Origin of the sequence: Shouchella clausii (genome assembly GCF_002250115.1) — a bacterium.
Lineage (GTDB): Bacteria > Bacillota > Bacilli > Bacillales > Bacillaceae_D > Shouchella > Shouchella clausii.
Map to the genome: position 1 here is coordinate 3793973 of NZ_CP019985.1, position 17317 is coordinate 3811289.

Annotated in this window: 19 protein-coding genes and 1 riboswitch; of the genes, 3 read left to right on the forward strand and 16 right to left on the reverse strand. The window is 44.6% G+C overall.

Translation table 11 applies throughout. The features are described from left to right. Positions 1–204: 204 nt before the first annotated feature. From BC8716_RS18525 to BC8716_RS18550, 7 genes are all read right to left on the reverse strand, one after another. Positions 205–537 carry an antibiotic biosynthesis monooxygenase family protein gene (locus BC8716_RS18525; protein WP_302466823.1) on the reverse strand — a complete coding sequence of 111 codons (333 nt, stop codon included), beginning with the start codon at positions 535–537 and terminating at the stop codon, positions 205–207. A gap of 244 nt (positions 538–781) precedes the next feature. Continuing rightward, on the reverse strand, positions 782–1918 hold the full coding sequence (locus tag BC8716_RS18530) for a bifunctional cystathionine gamma-lyase/homocysteine desulfhydrase (RefSeq protein ID WP_094428112.1): 1137 nt from the start codon (positions 1916–1918) through the stop codon (positions 782–784). Beyond that, the gene (locus BC8716_RS18535; protein WP_187427489.1) at positions 1915–2844 is read right to left on the reverse strand and encodes a PLP-dependent cysteine synthase family protein; all 930 of its coding nucleotides are present in this window, start codon (positions 2842–2844) and stop codon (positions 1915–1917) included. The genes BC8716_RS18530 and BC8716_RS18535 overlap by 4 nt, the downstream gene beginning before the upstream one ends. Before the next feature lie 120 nt (positions 2845–2964). After that, positions 2965–3969, reverse strand: a complete 1005-nt coding sequence (locus tag BC8716_RS18540; RefSeq protein ID WP_255222674.1) for an LLM class flavin-dependent oxidoreductase — start codon at positions 3967–3969, stop codon at positions 2965–2967. A gap of 98 nt (positions 3970–4067) precedes the next feature. Further along, entirely contained in the window at positions 4068–4214 is a 147-nt protein-coding gene (locus tag BC8716_RS22390; RefSeq protein ID WP_156323101.1) for a hypothetical protein, read from the reverse strand. A gap of 87 nt (positions 4215–4301) precedes the next feature. Beyond that, a complete protein-coding gene (locus tag BC8716_RS18545; RefSeq protein WP_094428116.1) occupies positions 4302–5054 on the reverse strand; it encodes a type II toxin-antitoxin system SpoIISA family toxin in 753 nt (250 codons plus the stop codon). A 132-nt stretch (positions 5055–5186) separates the two neighbouring features. Continuing rightward, positions 5187–6185: an LLM class flavin-dependent oxidoreductase gene (locus BC8716_RS18550; RefSeq protein ID WP_094428118.1), complete on the reverse strand. Its 999-nt coding sequence runs from the start codon at positions 6183–6185 to the stop codon at positions 5187–5189. A gap of 133 nt (positions 6186–6318) precedes the next feature. Here BC8716_RS18550 and BC8716_RS18555 point away from each other — a divergent pair, with 133 nt between their 5' ends. The 3 genes from BC8716_RS18555 (at position 6319) to BC8716_RS18565 (ending at position 9449) form a co-directional block, all read left to right on the forward strand. Beyond that, complete coding sequence (locus BC8716_RS18555) at positions 6319–6906, forward strand: TetR/AcrR family transcriptional regulator (RefSeq protein WP_094428121.1); 588 nt, start codon at positions 6319–6321, stop codon at positions 6904–6906. A gap of 32 nt (positions 6907–6938) precedes the next feature. Beyond that, a complete protein-coding gene (locus BC8716_RS18560) occupies positions 6939–8144 on the forward strand; it encodes a GNAT family N-acetyltransferase (RefSeq protein ID WP_094428123.1) in 1206 nt (401 codons plus the stop codon). Positions 8145–8495: 351 nt separating this feature from the next. Continuing rightward, entirely contained in the window at positions 8496–9449 is a 954-nt protein-coding gene (locus BC8716_RS18565) for a C40 family peptidase (protein ID WP_094428125.1), read from the forward strand. A 54-nt stretch (positions 9450–9503) separates the two neighbouring features. Here BC8716_RS18565 and BC8716_RS18570 read toward each other — a convergent pair whose 3' ends face one another. The 9 genes from BC8716_RS18570 to BC8716_RS18605 all read right to left on the reverse strand — a co-directional run bounded on the left by BC8716_RS18570 (position 9504) and on the right by BC8716_RS18605 (position 17079). Then, the gene (locus BC8716_RS18570) at positions 9504–10355 is read right to left on the reverse strand and encodes an IS3 family transposase (protein WP_406550707.1); all 852 of its coding nucleotides are present in this window, start codon (positions 10353–10355) and stop codon (positions 9504–9506) included. Further along, on the reverse strand, positions 10352–10684 hold the full coding sequence (locus BC8716_RS23085) for a transposase (protein ID WP_406550706.1): 333 nt from the start codon (positions 10682–10684) through the stop codon (positions 10352–10354). Before BC8716_RS23085 ends, BC8716_RS18570 begins: the two co-directional genes overlap by 4 nt. Before the next feature lie 149 nt (positions 10685–10833). Beyond that, complete coding sequence (locus BC8716_RS18575; RefSeq protein WP_245849938.1) at positions 10834–11424, reverse strand: LOG family protein; 591 nt, start codon at positions 11422–11424, stop codon at positions 10834–10836. Between the two features lie 24 nt (positions 11425–11448). Further along, the gene (locus tag BC8716_RS18580; RefSeq protein WP_094429296.1) at positions 11449–12051 is read right to left on the reverse strand and encodes a DNA-3-methyladenine glycosylase; all 603 of its coding nucleotides are present in this window, start codon (positions 12049–12051) and stop codon (positions 11449–11451) included. 52 nt (positions 12052–12103) lie between these two features. Then, positions 12104–12901 carry an energy-coupling factor transporter transmembrane component T family protein gene (locus BC8716_RS18585; protein WP_094428127.1) on the reverse strand — a complete coding sequence of 266 codons (798 nt, stop codon included), beginning with the start codon at positions 12899–12901 and terminating at the stop codon, positions 12104–12106. After that, a complete protein-coding gene (locus tag BC8716_RS18590; protein ID WP_094428129.1) occupies positions 12870–14339 on the reverse strand; it encodes an ABC transporter ATP-binding protein in 1470 nt (489 codons plus the stop codon). Before BC8716_RS18590 ends, BC8716_RS18585 begins: the two co-directional genes overlap by 32 nt. Further along, complete coding sequence (locus BC8716_RS18595; RefSeq protein ID WP_094428131.1) at positions 14332–14937, reverse strand: ECF transporter S component; 606 nt, start codon at positions 14935–14937, stop codon at positions 14332–14334. Before BC8716_RS18595 ends, BC8716_RS18590 begins: the two co-directional genes overlap by 8 nt. Positions 14938–15038: 101 nt before the next feature. Further along, positions 15039–15138, reverse strand: a riboswitch (TPP riboswitch). A 36-nt stretch (positions 15139–15174) separates the two neighbouring features. Continuing rightward, positions 15175–15978 carry an HAD family hydrolase gene (locus BC8716_RS18600; RefSeq protein ID WP_094428133.1) on the reverse strand — a complete coding sequence of 268 codons (804 nt, stop codon included), beginning with the start codon at positions 15976–15978 and terminating at the stop codon, positions 15175–15177. An 18-nt stretch (positions 15979–15996) separates the two neighbouring features. After that, positions 15997–17079, reverse strand: coding sequence for a branched-chain amino acid aminotransferase (locus tag BC8716_RS18605; protein ID WP_062746919.1), 1083 nt, complete (start codon positions 17077–17079; stop codon positions 15997–15999). Positions 17080–17317: the final 238 nt, after the last annotated feature.

The following is a 17317-nucleotide window of genomic DNA, read 5'->3' on the forward strand; positions in this document are numbered from 1 at the left end:
AGATTTATTCTCAATTGAGTTGAAAAAAAACGGGTTTCCCCGTTAGAGGTTGTCGACAAAGTCGATAACCTCCCTCAGACTGATAGAAAACGCTTGTCAAACGACGAAGTATGCGAGCGTTTGTCTACAGTTTGAAACGGGTTTCCCCGTTATACATGTACAGCAACCAGTTCATCGCCTCTTTTTTAACGTACCAGTAGCCCATTAGCTTTCATGTTTAACAGGTTTGCGAGACGATTTGCCAGCTAAGTGGTTGTATACTTTTTGGTTGGAATCAATGATAAATGAAGGTTTAGGCTTGCCACGATTGGCACGATGGCCAGCCAGATGGGCATCACTTTTTTCCCAAGCCTTCCACGACTCTTCTGAATCCCAGCGAATCAGCACTAAAATTTCTTCTTGGCCTTTTCGTGGTTTTTGTTTCATTACTTGTAAATCAATAAACCCTGGCTGCTCTTCAATGATTCCGTCAGCAGCGAATTTTTCGACCATCTTGTCTCCATGTCCTTCTTCGACAATGAGCGTTTTCGTTTGCAAAAAAAAACATTGAATCCCTCCTCATCTTCTCTATTCCCATTATATTGATAACGATTCTCATTTTCAACTGTTTTTTTTGAAATTGCTTCCATTTGCTCATCACAGATCGACTCCGATTACGAACACTAGCCCCTTGTCTTCCACTGTTATCCTAAAAACATATTGTCATTCCTATCATCTTTGCTTCCTTAAAACGTGACAATCGTCCTAGTTACATAAAAAAACACGCGCGTATCGCACGTGTTTAAAACACCGTAAGCCCTATTTCCAAATCTTCGGCCAGATCTTCAAAGTCTTCTAAACCAACAGACAAACGAACGAGTGTATTTGTAATGCCAAGGGCACGCCGCCTGTCTTCTGGGATTGAAGCATGGGTCATTTTAGCTGGCAATGAAATCAGGCTTTCGACCGCTCCGAGACTCTCTGCTAAAGTAAAATAGATCGTTTTGTTTAACACATTGTCAGCAATTTCTTCACTCGCAGCCTCAAAGGAAAGAATGCCGCCAAACCCTCTCGCTTGCAAAGCATGCGTCGCATGGCCAGGATGTTCAACTAAACCTGGATAGTAAATCCGGCTGACATTTGGATGGCCAAGCAAAAATTTCACGAGCATACGGGCATTCGTTTCGATTTCTTCCATTCTTACACCGAGCGTTTTGATGCCCCGCATCAATAGCCAACTGTCAGTTGGGCCAAGAACAGCGCCTGTCGCATTTTGAATAAAAGCGAGCGTTTCAGCTAGTTTTTCGTCTTTAACAACTACCGCTCCTGCAACAACGTCACTATGGCCGCCTAAATATTTCGTAGCGCTGTGGACGACGATATCCGCTCCTAATACAAGAGGATTTTGCCAATAAGGAGTGGCAAACGTATTATCAACAATAAGAAGCAATTCTTCTGCTTGAGCATAGCTGGCCAGTTTCCGTATATCCGTTACTTTCAGCAATGGATTTGTTGGCGTTTCAATAAAAATCGCTTTCGTTTTGCTTGTTTTTGCCCTTGCGACGGCCGTTTGATCCTCCGTATCGACAAAAGTGGCTTCAATCCCTTCCCTTTGCAAAATCTTTGTAAATAGCCGGTATGTTCCGCCATACACATCATCGGTTACAATGATATGATCACCTGATGAAAAAAGCTTCATCACTGCGGTGATCGCAGCCAATCCTGAGGCAAAGGCAAACCCATGGGTCCCGCTTTCTATATCAGCAAGCAAAGACTCAAGCGCATGGCGCGTCGGGTTGCCCGTTCGCCCATACTCATATTGAAAGTTGCCAATTCCTTTTTGTTTAAATGTGCTGGCTGGATGGATCGGTGGCGTGACTGCGCCTGTTTCAGCATCCATTCCAATGCCACCATGGATAAGCTGTGTCTTTTTCCTCACAAAGGTTCCTCCTCATAAATGCCTTTGCTCAAATACCGTTCCGCCCCGTCAGGAAAGACAGTGACGATGTGGGCACCTTCGTCGGCCATTTCAGCCTCTCGCAAGGCAGCTTCAAGAGCAGCACCTGAAGAACTGCCGACAAGCACACCTTGATGTTCAGCAAGTTCGCGTGTCCGCTTAAACGCTTGGTTGTCTGAAATCGTATAAATGGCTTCAAATAAAGACGTGTCTACAAAGTCTGGGATGAATTCCATCCCAATCCCCTCAGTCCGGTGCGGCCCTGGCTCCCCGCCATTTAAAATCGAACCCTCTGGTTCTACCACAACAGTTCGAATGCCTGGAATCACTTCTTTTAAATAAGCGGCTGTTCCTGAAAACGTCCCCCCTGTTCCAGCGCCTGCCACAAAAACATCAATTTTTCCGTCAAGCTGGTGAACCATTTCTGGTCCAAGCGTCTCATAATAAGTGAGTGGATTCGCTTTATTGCTGAACTGCTGCGGACAATAAGCATCATCAAGCTCTTGTTCTAACGCTTTTGCTTTTGCGATTGCCCCCTTCATCCCACATTCACTCGGTGTATGGACAATAACAGCTCCGAGTGCGCGCATCAGCTGCTGCTTTTCGACGCTAAATGCCTTTGGCACGACACAAATGACCTTTACATCCGTGCCAATAGCTGCGAGCGCAAGGGCAATCCCTGTATTTCCAGCCGTTGGCTCAATTAATGTCCCCTTCGGTGTAATTTTCCCGGTGGCGATTGCTTCCTTGAGGAGTTTGACGCCTAAACGGTCTTTAATGCTTCCTCCAGGGTTTGTATACTCCAATTTCGCAAATAAACGCACACGGCGCGGGAGCGGAAAGGCCGTCAGTTCAAGCATGGGTGTTGAACCTATGAGTTCATGGATATGGCGGTACACTTCCACCATCTAACCACCTCGTTTGCAATGCCGTTTATTCCAACGTATGTCGTGAATTTGGATTGGTGCCTACTTTTGAAGAAGAGGAAAAAGCGCCGCCAGAACACATGGGCAGCGCTTATAGTGGGCCTATAATGAAACAAGTTGTGGGTAAATTTCCGCCAATAGTCGGTACGAATGGAGGCGATCACTAAGCTCAGGCGCATGCGTCAACACCATCAACTCATCAACATGAAGCTCATTAGCAATGGCATCAAGGCGTTCTTTCACATGCTGTTTGTCGCCCACAATAGCTGTTGATGGCACATTCATTACAGCAGCACGGTCTTCTTCGTTCAACTGGGAGAGAAAATAAGCCGTTTCCGCCTCAGTCGGGATAGCGACCATCATCCTCCCTTGTTGATTGGCTGTTTGCCATAGCCTCACAGAGCGGTAAAGCTGCCTCGCTTTTTCGTTCGATTCCGCGCATAGCACAAACACACAAGCAATTGGCTTTGTAGCCTGATTCGCACGCTTCCGATAGTGGGCAATGACATCTTGACCGTTTTGATCATCCATAAAATGGCCATAAACATACTGGAGGTTATGTTTAGCCGCTAAGGCAGCGCTCTTTTTAGACGTTCCAAGCATATACACCGCCGGCGGTTCATAAGGAAGAGGCACAGCTTGTAAGGAAGCGTATTTATGCCCTTCCGGAAAATCACGGTTAAGAAAGTGCATTAGCTCCGTCATACGCTCGTCCATCGTATGAATGCGTTCGATAAAGTTGCCAGAAAGGGCTTCCGCTGCCTCAGCCGAACCCCCTGGCGAACGGCCCAAGCCAAGGTCGATCCGCCCTGGAAAAAGGTTGGCAAGCATATGAAAAGACTCTGCCACTTTAAAAGGGGCATAATGAGGAAGCAAGATCGCTCCAGCTCCTAAGCGAATTGAGTTGGTTTTAGCACCGATGTAGGCTAGTAAAATTTCTGGGCTTGGCGAAAGCAAGCCATGCAAATCGTGGTGTTCGGCCACCCAGTAACGGAAATAGCCCATGCTTTCAGCTGCTTGAGCCAAGTCGGCTGTTTCCTTTAAAGCAATTTCATTTGTTGTCTCACTGGAGCGAGGAACTTGGTCTAGGACACTAAGTTTTATCACAAGAATCCTTCTTTCATTTAGTCTTCCTTTACCGTATCGAATTTTGTAGGGATTGGCAACTTAAACACAAAAAAGCAGAATGGACGATTCCATTCTGCCTAGCGCGCTTTCCGTTTTTTGTCCGATTTCCATTTCTTAAAAAGCTGAATCGCTTCTTTGTTCTTTTTTTGTAAATCAGCCGTGTACGGAGAGGTAGCAAACCCAGGAAGCACGCTGTTAGTTGATTTCTTTGTCGTCTTCTTCATCAACCCTTCACCCACTCAACTCATTATAAGATAGACTATTCCTGCATGCTTTCATCGGTGAGAATGGCTATGCCTATTTTTTCCCAATCATTCTTCATACTGATCTTCATCCCCGCCTTGAGACAAAAGATCATAAATGGCCACAAGTGAGGCAAACAAGAGTGCATCGAATTCGGTAAGCCGCTCTTCAGAAGACAGTTTAATGACATGGCTCTCACCTTGTAAAATCACAGGAATGAAAACAAGTTTATCTTTTTCTCCGTAGTAAACATCCTGTCTTTCCAGTGTCGCTCTTACCGTCGTGCGGTCTTTGAAATGCACAAGCAAATGATCTTTATCGCCTTGTGTCATGAAAGGAAAGACGCTTGCTTGGATTTCCGTCTTGTCGGCAAACCTTGCTAGAATTTCTCTCACACCGGTAATATATGCACGCTGCCCTCCGTAATAGACGTTAATCGAGTCACTTTTTAGTAAACGGAAAAAAGCTTTTAGCCTGTCTTGCTGCGCTTTGAGCACTTGGTCGTTTGCTTCAATCAGTTGGCCGGTATCGATTGTAAACATATTGGAACCAATTCGTTGCACGTAAGCGCTCAAAAAAACAAAGGCGTCGACAACAACGAAAAGCAAAGCAACAATTAGATAGTGATTCCACTCTGTAAAAATACTCTCCGGGTAAAACGTCCACGTAAATGCTGCTCCAGCGACAAACCATGCATACCATAATCTTCGTATGATCGGGAGCCGTTTTTTCGTCTCCTCTTCCCACCGCCAAGACGCAAATACATATAGCCCCAGCCCTAATACGGTCAACCACACAAGCAATTGGTACAGCAGAAGCATGTGCTCACCCCCTATTTTTGCATGCTGTTATAAAGTCTATGACAGCAACTGGACAAATAGAAATATTTCCCAACATGGATTTGCATACAAAAAAAGCTTGACCATTTTGATCAAGCTTTTTCAATAACACTATTAGGAAAGGAGCCCAAATTGCTTAGCAAGGAGACGAAACGATTCATATTGTTTCTGCTCATCGTAAATAGTGCTATGCAACATGAACTCGTTTGTTTCTGTTTTTTCGGCAAATCGCAGCAACCGGTCGTGGACATCAGCAGCTGTGCCAATAAAAGAGCCACCTAATTGTTCCATCACCATTTGCTTTTCGTAAGGTGTCCATATGTCATCGATATTTTCTACAGCAGGTTTCAGCTTGCCTGGCCGGTTGCGGATCATCGCCAAAAACTGCTGGTACAGACTCGAAGCAAGCACTTCTGCCTCTTTGGCTGTTTCCGCAACAATCGCGTTAACCGCCACCATGCTGTATGGTTCAGCCAATACAGCAGAAGGTTTAAAGGATTCTTTATAAACCATTAATGCTGGCATCATATGTTGAGGTGCGAAGTGACCGGCAAAAGCAAACGGCAACCCCATTTCACCTGCAAGCCTAGCACTAAACCCACTGGAGCCAAGCAGCCAAATGGGAATATTTTCTCCTTCTCCTGGGTAGGCGCGGACACGTTTTGTCGCGCTTTCTGGTTGGAAATACGCTTGCAGCTCTTCTACAAGCTCAGGAAAGTCATTCGCATCTTGGCCGTGGCGTCTAAGCGCATGGGCCGTTAGCTGGTCGGTTCCTGGCGCACGCCCAAGGCCTAAGTCAATGCGCCCTGAGTAAAGGGCGTTTAACGTTCCAAATTGTTCTGCAATCGTTAGTGGGGCATGGTTCGGAAGCATGATCCCCCCAGAACCAACACGAATTGTTTTCGTGGCGCCTGCAATTTGCCCAATAAGCACAGCGGTAGCAGAGCTTGCAATCCCTGGCATATTATGGTGCTCTGCCACCCAGAACCGGTGGTAGCCGAATTCTTCTACTTTTTGGGCTAATTTGATTGATTGCCTTAGTGCGTCGCTCACGCCCATTCCTTCGCGGACGGGAGCCAAGTTTAAAACCGATAATGTCACACTTGTTTCCATTATAAGCCCTCTTTTCTATATGTGCGCTTCGCCTTTATTGTAGCGAAGGTAGCGAACCGTTTCAATGTAGACGAATTGACTTTGCCTCTTCGATTGCGATAAAATGACTGATAATCAGTCAGAGGAGTTGGCTATGGATAAAAAACAAAAAATCATTGCTGCTGCACTCGAAGAGTTTCAAGCAAATGGCGTCGAAAAAACGAAAGTATCCGATATTGTGAAACGGGCGGGCGTTGCCCAAGGAACGTTTTACCTCTACTTTCCGTCCAAACTCGCACTCATGCCGGAACTTGCCCGAATAATGGTTGGCAAGACATTGGAACGGATAGAACAAGATGTCACCAAGAAAGAGGATTTCCATAGCAAGCTGCATCAGTTAATTGAAAGCACATTTTCGTTGACAAAGGAATACCGTGGCATTTTTGCAATCATTTACACAGGCCTAGCAGCAAGCGATTATTTGCAGCAATGGGAGCTGATTTATGAACCTTATTACGAATGGATGACCGCTTTCCTTGAGCAAGCCGATAAACAAGGGACGATCCGCCTCCCCCTTCCTGCCACCCGTTTTGCCAAATTAGCTATTGGCTTAATTGAATCAGCTGCTGAACAAACATATTTGTATGACAGCGGTAGTCAACAAGAAGCATGCAAAACAATTGCTGATACGTATGCTTTTTTGACGCGCACACTTTGCGCAGATAAACCAGCATCTTTTTAGAAAAATTACATGTAGAAAAGGATTTGACAATCATGGCTAGTAATCGCAGAGATTCACTGGAAATCCGCCCTGTTAGGAATGCGGATATGCAGCAATCTATTGATCTGTTGAACTATGTCTTCCAAGTGACCAACCAAGATGTTTCCGAAATAGGCGAACTACAAATGCAAGCATGGAAAAAGCCAATTATTGACCATTGTGATGTGATAGGCTGGTTCTCAGGCGATCAACTCGTTTCACAAATGGTCGTCTACCCATTTTCGGTTAACATCCATGGCCAACCTTTTCAAATGGGCGGCGTTACAGGAGTGGGCACTTACCCTGAATATGCAGGCCTTGGCTTAATGAATGACTTAATGAAGAAAAGCTTAACAAACATGAAAAACCGTGGCCAAACGATTTCTTACCTTTTCCCTTACTCGATTCCCTATTACCGCAAAAAAGGCTGGGAGATCATTTCTGATGTCATTACTTATACGGTAAGAGACACGCAAATCCCTAAACCTTATGATGTTCCAGGCCGAATTGAACGGGTGGAATTTGCAGACAAAGACATCCGTACGGTGTATGCCCAATTCTCGCAAAAAGCAAACGGCGCGATGATTCGCAATCGCCTTGCTTGGGAGGAGCATTTTAAATGGGAACGCGACGAACTGACAGGTTGCGTCTACTATGATGAGCACGACAAACCGACTGGCTTTATGTATTACAAAGTTGAAAACGAAACGTTTTATGTCAAAGAAATGATTTATAACAATGAAGAGGCCCGTCGCGGGATTTGGAATTTCATTGGCGCCCATTTTTCCATGGTTTATTACGTAAAAGGAAAGATCTTTACAAACGAGCCGTTATCCTTCTTTTTGGAAGACAGTGAAATTGAAGAAAAAATCTCTCCTTATTACATGGCGCGCATAGTAGACGTAGAACGTTTCCTTGCTTCATTTCCATTTACTTCGCAAGCGAACGGCAAACTCACTTTTGCCATTTCTGATCCGCTGCTAGAGTGGAACAACGGAACGTTCGTCCTATCATTTGCCAACAAAAAGAGAGTAACAATCGAAAACGGTATAAAGGCAGACGTTACAACAGACATCCAAACACTTGTCACGCTTTTGTTAAACTATAAAAGAGCATCCACTTTAAAAGAAATAGGTCGCCTTGAAGCGAACGAAGAAACGATCGCCTATTTAGAAGCGATCATCCCGGATAACAAACCTTGGTTTTCAGATTACTTTTGAAAAGGGCAGCGTTTTATTACACGTTGCCCTTTTATGCCGCCAACATGTAAAAAGTAGATTTAAAAACAGCAGGTAATATAGCAATCTCTCTACTTATTTCCCCCGCCAAATATAGAGCATTTCTACCATATTAAAACAAGAATTTCCCTTCCAATATGGCATTTTTCCAGAACATTCGTGTCTATTCATGCTGGAATATTACGAGAATTGCAGGTAAAGAAAACCATTTGTAACCGTATTGTAATTTTATTTAAAAGAAACTGTGATGTTCATACGTTAAATTAGGACTTGGGAAAAAGATTACATGAAATCAAATCAAGTTTATTAATTTACTTATGGGGGAATAATAATATGTTTAAGGCAAATATGAAACAATTAATCGTACGTACTTCAGTCGTAGTTGGACTAGCTGGCACAGCTTCCGTTGCGACAAGTCAATCTGCAGACGCTAGCGTTGACATGAACAAAGTAAACGCAGCCGAAAAGAACCAAAACCAAGCACAATCGGAAACAACTTCTGAATCAAATACAGTTTCTCAAGAACAATCAACTTCTACGACTGTCCGTTTCGGTGATCGTAATGAAACCGTTCGTGAAGTCCAAGAAAAATTAGGCATCCCTGCTGACGGCATTTTCGGACCGCAAACGGAAAAAGAAGTTCGCGAATTCCAAGCAAATAACGGCCTTGCAGCTGACGGCATTGTAGGCCCAGCTACTAAGAAAGCTCTTGATAACGGTGGACAAGTTGCCTCTGCTTCTGAAGAAAGCACTACTTCAAATGAAACAGCTTCAAATGAAACAGCTACAAGTGAAACGGCTTCAAGCGAGTCAACAGCTTCTGTTTCAACTGCTTCAACATCTGAATCTGACTCTTCTTCTAATGAAGTAAATGAAGAAGTAAGCACATCCGTTGCTGGTACATCTGTTACAAGTGCTCCTAGCAACAGTGGCGGTCTAGTAGGAGTTGCGCAAAGCCAAATTGGTGCTCCTTACGTATGGGGCGGAACGACTCCAAGTGGATTTGATTGCAGTGGCTTCATCAACTACGTCTATAATTCTCAAGGAATTTCTATTCCAAGAACAGCACAAGCAATCTACGATGCATCTGCTAAAACGTCTAACCCTAGCCCTGGAGATGTTGTCTTCTTCACCGGCACATACAATTCTGGTTCGTACATAACGCACGCTGGCATTTATGTAGGAAACGGTCAATTTGTTCACGCGGGTTCTAGCGGTGTTCAAACTGCAAGCTTGAGCAGCTCTTACTGGAGCAGCCACTACGTTGGCGCTGGAAGCCTTCGTTAATAAAAAAAGCCCTCAAATGAGGTCTTGTCCCTGTCAAGTAGACAACATAAAAAGCTAAGCAGTGAGCGCGTGTCGATATTCAATCGGCGCGCGTTTCTTTAGTTTCTTTTGTCTTCGTTTGTAATTGTAATGATAGATGTAGTCCTCAAGAGTTTGCTCTAGTTCTTCTTCTGACTTACACTTATTTATATACAGCTTCTCGGTTTTGAGGTGGGAGAAGAACGATTCTACACAGGCGTTGTCCAGGCAGTTGCCTTTTCGAGAGTGGCTACCCTTGATGCCATAATCCTCTAATCGGCTGCTGTATAGCTTTGACGTATACTGGAAGCCTTGATCTGAATGGAGAACGGCTCCAGCTACGTCTTTTTTCTTTGTCCATTTTTCTACTGTATGTAACACAAGTTCCAGATCATTTCTCTTAGATAGCTCCCAGCTTACTATTTCGTTATTAAAGAGATCCTGTATGACCGATACATAATAAAATTCTTCTCCAACAGACACATAGGTGATATCCGTTACCAGCTTTTGATTCGGTCCTGCCGCCTTGAAATGCCTTTTAAGGCGATTAGGGAAGAGGATAGAAGGACGATGACCGTGCCGTTTTCTCTTCTTTCGGATGACGGATTGTATGTTCATTTCCTTCATCAGCCTGTAGACCCTCTTGTGGTTGATTACATACCCGTTTTCATGTAATTCGTCTGTCATACGAGGCCGGCCAAATTCAGGATGCATAAAGTGAATCCCTAAGATGTGCTCTCGAATGTCTTGTTCACCCCTAGTCTTCTCTTCCCGTTTACTATTGGTTTTTCTCCATTTGTAATAGCTGGCCGGTTTGATATAGGCAATCTCCAGCAGCCAAGAGACCGGGTACGTTCCCCTTAACTCATCAACCAGTTCATATTTCATTCTTCTGGGTATGTTTTCTCCTCCTTTACCAGATTTGGATACTGCTTTTTTAGAAATTCAACCTGTGCTTTTAAATAATCTCTTTCTTCTTCAACCGACTTGAATGTAGTCCTAGGCCTGCCTTTTAAAGGGGTAGAGACTCCTTTGCGCTCATCAAACGGTACTCCCTCTTTCCATTTCTTAACCCACACTTTAAGCTGACTGCAGTGACGGATTCCCAATTCTTCTGCCAACACTTTATAACTCTTAGACCCATTTACGTATCTCATGACGGCATGATGTTTAAATTCCTCCGAATAGCTATTAAACGTTTGTCCTTTCTTTGCCATAGAAAAAACCCCTCCAAGTAGCATTCTTTCCTCCATGGTAACATGAAGGTTTTTTTGAATGTCTACTTAAAGGGGACATTAACAAATGAGGGCTTTTTTGCTTCCCTTTAAAGCACACCTCAAAAAAAGAGGAGCATCGCCCCTCTCTTTCATCCATTCTCTGTCCATTTTGATACATGCTGATGACGATACCCTTGTAACCGCTCCAATAGCGTTTGAGGTTCCTTCTCGACGATAAACAAATCTCGATATGCTTCAGCCATAAACCCTTGTTCAATTGTATGATCAAGCATGGCCAAAAGCGGATTGAAGAAATCGGCTACGTTTAATAAACTGCATGGCTTTTGATGGTAATCTAGCTGAATCCAAGTAAACACTTCAAACCATTCTTCAAGCGTTCCTGCTCCTCCTGGCAAGGCAACAAAGGCATCTGCATGCTCAGCCATGAGCGCTTTTCGCTCGTGCATCGTATCGACAACATACAGCTCAGACAATTTGTCATGCGCAATTTCTACATTTTGCAGTTTTTTGGGAATCACGCCAATGACACGACCCCCCGCTTGCAAACAAGCATTGGCAACGGCCCCCATACAACCTACTTGCGCTCCGCCATAAACAAGGGTAATTTCATTTTCGGCGAGGAGTTTGCCAAAGGCTGTCGCCTGTTCTATATAAACTGGGTCTTTGCCAGCACTAGACCCACAAAACACCGCTAACGATTGTATTTCCAATTCTCCCATTCCTTTCTCCGTCATCACGTTCGATCAAGGCCGATAAGCAGATACAGCACGGCTGTTTCCATCTATAAACCGCCATGGGTGGTGGCTGCATGAACCGGCGCCTTTAATGCCGATACGTTTTGTCGCTACAATGGATGCGTCTGTGTTGTCACCTTTCGCAAAATAGAGCGGAGGTTCGGTTAAAAGGCGGCCATAGTCTGCCATAGTAATCCCCATTGCTTTCGTTAATTTACCTGGTCCATTTGCAAATTCACGGCTTGTATGTGGTTTGCTCCGCAGTCGCTCCATTTCTTCGATGCCGCTAATAGGTTCCATTGCACGAATGAGCACAGCCTCTGGCTGTCCTTTTTGTTCACATACAACGTTTAACAAACAATTGGTATGCATCGTATACGTGTAACATCTTCCAGCTTCTTCATACAAAATAGCTGTCCGTTTTGTCCGCCGTCTGCCATAGCTGTGGCACGCTCGGTCAAGCACCCCTAAATATGCCTCGGTTTCCGTTATTCGGCCTACCAACGTTACGCCGTCTAACTCGTGTACCAAATGCATGCCAATGAGCCGTTTTGCTACTTCGATTGTTGATTGTTCAAAAAAAGACAGATCAAGCGCTTTTTGTTGTTCCATTGTGACAGTCCTTTCTCCAGGCATCCTCCTTTATTTAAGCATAGATTGGCCGTTATTCATAGTGACGTACATCTCCTACAGGCAAAAACCATTCTAGCCCTCCAAGCAAGGCACTTGCGCTTACGAACGCAAAACATGTAGTAAGGAAAAGCGCATCCCATTTTGAATAGCCGATTTTATAAAAATATGTTCGTTTCGCTGTCCCGTTAAACTGTTTAGCCTCCATAGCAATCGCGATCCGTTGAGCACGCCGTATGGCCTGCGCCAATAATGGAACACTATAAAAACGCATTTTCTTTAAAAAGCCTGTTGCGCCTTTTCCAAGATCAAGGCCTCTAATGCGGTACGCATAGTGAAGCGTTTGAAACTCGCTTACCATAATGGGCAGCATTCGAATCGAAGCCATAAACGAATAGGCTATGTTTGCTGGTAGTTTTAGTTGCTGCATGAGCGAATAAAACAGCAGCACAGGTTTTGTTGTTAAAGCAAACAACAGACCAAGCACGGCGAATGTGGACGCACGTAAACCTAAATGGATGCCCCGGTAAAAGCTTTCCTCCGTTATATGGATCAGCCCATACTGAAACCACGTCGTTTCCCCTTTTCCGAATAAAACCATCGCGCTGGAAGAGGAAATAAACAACAACAAAAATGGCAGACAGTATAACAACACAAACTTGCGAGGATGGCCAGAAAAGCAGAAAAGCAAAATTAGGGACGCTAGAAACAAGACAAGCAACGCGTTAGGATTATGCACGAAAATAATCGCAATAAAGCCAATAATCGTTGTCACTAATTTTAAACTTGGATTCACACGGCTAAGCCATGTCTCTTTCCATTTGTATTCCACCTACGTCACCCCCTGTTCTATTGCGCGTGCGCGCCACTATTGTATCCAGGGTTCCGTTTTTAATCGTCCATTCATGCGTGGCAAAATGGTCAACGATCATCTCATCATGTGTGACCATTAATATCGCATTCCCTTGCCTGCGGCGCTCTTCTAGCGCTTCGAGCAACAAGAATGTATTTTTTGCATCTTGGCCAAATGTCGGTTCATCGAACAGCAAAAGCGGCCGCGGCTCCATAAAGGCTGTTGCTACACTAAGGCGGCGCTTTTGGCCAACGGAAAGCATATAGGGGTGGTTGTCTTGTTTGTCTGCTAATTGGAACATCTCAAGCAACGATTTTGCTTGGGCATTGGCTGACTTCCTACTGCAGCCGGCCAATAGCTCTTGCCAAACGGAATCTGCGACAAACTGAAATTCTGGGTTTTGAAAAACAAAACCAATTTGCTTAGACAGGGACTGCTTTTGTTTGACAGCTTCCCCATTTAGCTCATACGTGCCTTTCCATTTGAGCAAATTCATCAAAGCGTACAGAAAGGTCGATTTCCCAGCACCGTTTTTGCCCGTAATGCAAACCCAGTCGCCTGCATGGACAACCGCTTCGTCCACTTTTCCCACTCGTTGTTTGCCACGATAAGCAGTCCAATTGTTAAGCACCAGAAGCGGCGTGTGCGTCTTCTGTTTTATTGTGCCTGTGGCGTATTGAGACAAATAGTTTTTCCACGAATATGGATGCCAAATTCCATACTCGTCAAGTTGGCGGCGATAGCGTTGAAACAATTCCTGTGGAGCGCCGTCGTCAAGCAATTGGCCCTCTTCATTAAACAACACAATCCGGTCAACAAAATCAATGATTTCAGAAATTTTATGTTCAATAATGATAATTGTTTTACCGCTACACGCTTGGCGGACAGTTTGCCATATTTGCGTTGTCCCTTCAGGATCGAGCAACGCTGTCGGTTCGTCAAGAAAAAGGACATCGCTTTCTGCCGCCAGTGCGCAAGCAATAGCAAGGCGCTGTTTCATCCCTTGTGACATTGCAGCAATCGGCCAATGGCGATCAGGTAAATCAAGGCCTACTTGCGCTAAAAGGCGCGCGATCGCCACATCCATTTGTTCGCGGGGCATGCGTCGGTTTTCTAAGACAAACGCAATTTCTTCATCAACATAAGGCATACAAAATTGCGTATCTGGATCTTGGAACACAATAGCAGGCTGCTTTGCGGGAGCAAGCGTTTCAGCATGATAAGGGAGCTCAATCGCACCAGGGATGAGGCCCGCCATCATATGCGCTAACGTCGATTTTCCTGAGCCACTTGGGCCAAGCAAAAGCACTTTCTCACCTGAGTAAATATCAATGGACAAGTCTTCAAATAACAGCGTGCCGCTATTCGGATAAGACAACGACAACTGCTTAATGGAAACAGCCTGTTCTCTACTCATCCTTTTTACTCCTTTTCGAGGCAAACAAGTCATAATCGGCTTGGGAAACGGGGCGCAAAAGCGTACTGACGCCTGTCTTTTCAAGTGCCCGTACAAGCGCAGATGCTAAAAAGCCAGCAATGATAATGGAGCCAAGCGTGCGAAAAACAACGCGCAATGTGATATTCCAAGTCGTTAAGTCGCTCAAATAGGCATTAAAATAATCGAGCCCAAGGGAGGCAAGCGAAGCGAAAACAGCGCCAAGGCTAGCTGTCCACACCGTGTATACACGGTATTTGAATAAGGCAAAAGCTAACTCGATTCCAAGCCCTTGTAAAGCGCCGTACAACAGCAACAACGGTCCGTATGGGGACCCAGCAAAAAATTCCCCTGAAGCAGCCGCCGTTTCGGCAAGCAACGCCACCCCTGGCTTTTTAATCAGCAACGCTGCAATTGTTCCGGCAATAAACCACATGCCATACAGCAGCTGGTCTGCTTGCAATCCTGGGAGGCTGACTAAGTCCGTGATTGGCGTCCATAAGCGGTATACGACCGCAAACACAACCGAAATCAAAATCGTCACAATCATGTCTGTCAAACGTAAGCGATTTTTGTTCATTTTCTGTCTCCTTTTTCCACTGGAAAGGGCACAAAAAAACGCTCCCCCGAAACGGATGGAGCGACGCACACGACCCTGCCATGGGCAAACCAAAGCAGCACCTATTGTACACCGCACTTCCCTTCGCTAGCATTACCTAGATCAGGTAAAGGGTTAAGGCTAAACGCCTTTCTCAGCATAAACGCACCCCTAGTGGTTGTAATTTATATTATGTTATTTAAAGTTAACCATATGTTTTTACAAGCTGCAATCTTTTTTTTCGGCAATCACGTTTTTAATTTCGCTTAAACGACGAATTTCATAGGTTGGGTGAATGTCGGTTCTGTTTTCGACCCCATCACGATTTAACCAAATGGTTTTGATTCCAGCTTGGTTTCCGCCAAGAATATCTGTATGCAAGTTATCGCCAACCATAAGCACTTCCTCTTTCGCTGTCCCTGACAATTCCAGCGCATGCTCAAACATTGCTACATTCGGTTTGCCTTTCCCGTAAGCGCCAGAAATCAAAATATGGTCAAAATAAGGGACAAGTTGAGGAGTAATCTCCAATTTCGTATTTTGCAGATCAGGAGAGCCATTCGTTAAAAGCAAAAGCCTGTAAGATTGTTGCAGTTCATCAAGGACTGCAAACGTATCGTCAAACACATACGGGTTTTTTCGCCGTTCTGATGGAAAATGAGTCGCCAATTGGTTCGCCAATTCCCCATCTTCTACGCCTATTTCTGCTAACCCTTTTGCCCAAGCAGCTTGTTGGTACACAGGGGCAATTTCCCGGAGGCGGTTAAAGTCTTCCGTGTCATCACGGAAAGCCCCCCACAAGCCCTCAAACGGATTAATGCCAATCATTTTTGTAAACTCGTACGTTTCATATGACTGATATAACTCCGTGGCATGAGTACGAACCGCTTCCTCTAGTGCGTCCGGGTCAATGTCTGTATGCACCGTTGCCGCCAAAGCACACGTCTGCCTAAAAGCTTCCTTTATACTTTTTTTATCCCATAATAACGTATCATCTAAATCAAAGAAAATAGCTCGTATCATACTTGCCTCCGGATGTGGTTATTCCTCTTCTTCCAAACGGACAGTCCAGCCAAACGGATCTTCCTGTTCTCCTGTTTGGATGCCTGTCAATTCCGTGTACAAACGTTTGGCCAACGCTCCTGTTTCATTGTTGTTGACAACGATTTTGTGGTCTTTCCATAAAAGTTCTCCGACCGGGGAGATGACCGCCGCTGTACCAGTACCGAAGACTTCTTCAAGCGTACCACTTTTGCTTGCGCTCACGATTTCTTCAATTGAAATCCGCCGTTCGAACACCGGAATTTCCCAACTTTTTAGCAGCTCAATCACGCTTTTGCGGGTAATGCCCTCTAAAATGCTGCCTGACAATTCAGGTGTATGCACTTCTCCGTTCAATTTAAAGAACACATTCATGCTGCCTACTTCTTCGACGTACTTCTTCTCCATCCCGTCCAACCATAGAACTTGTGCTTGTTTGTTCGCTGTAGCCCGCTCTTGCGCTTTGTAAGCAGCACAGTAGTTGCCAGCCGTTTTCGCAGTCCCTGTGCCTCCTGGTGCGGCGCGCGTATATTGGTCTTCTACAAAAATGCCAATTGGGTTTATGCCTTCTTTATAGTAAGCGCCGACTGGAGACAAGATAATCATAAATTTATAATTACGTGAAGGCGCTACGCCTAATGTAGGTTCTGTTGCAATCACAAATGGACGAATGTAAAGGGAAGTACCTGGCATCGTAGGAATCCAGTCTTTATCGATACGGATCAATTCTTTTAAATAAGCGAGCATTTGTGCTTCATCAATCGGCGGGATGCTCAAACGGTCGCTTGATTGATTCAAGCGCTTAAAGTTTTCTTCTGGGCGGAATAAGCGGACGCTCCCATCTTCAGAACGGTACGCTTTTAAGCCTTCAAAAACCGTTTGACCGTAATGAAATACCATTGCAGCAGGATCAAGGGTTAATGGTTGGTAAGGGATAATGCGAGGACTGTACCAGCCTTTTTCTTCTGAATAATCCATGATAAACATATGGTCTGTAAAATACTTGCCAAACTCTAAAGCAGAGGACTCGGGTTTTTGTTTTTTGTGCGTACATTTCATAATTTCGAGTTTTTGTGTTGTCATGAACGAGCGCTCCTTCATTTTTTCTCTAGTAACATCGATGATATGATTTAGGAACAAGACGACAAACAAAAAAATGCTTACCCTTTATGAAATTGATCGAATCGTCTATTCTCCCCAATAAAAACTGCTTAATTGTCTATACTAGGCAATAAAACGAGTTATTATTATCACTTTACTATATCATATTATCACATATTCAAACAGCTTTTTGCTATCATCTGTAATTCTTCATCTATTT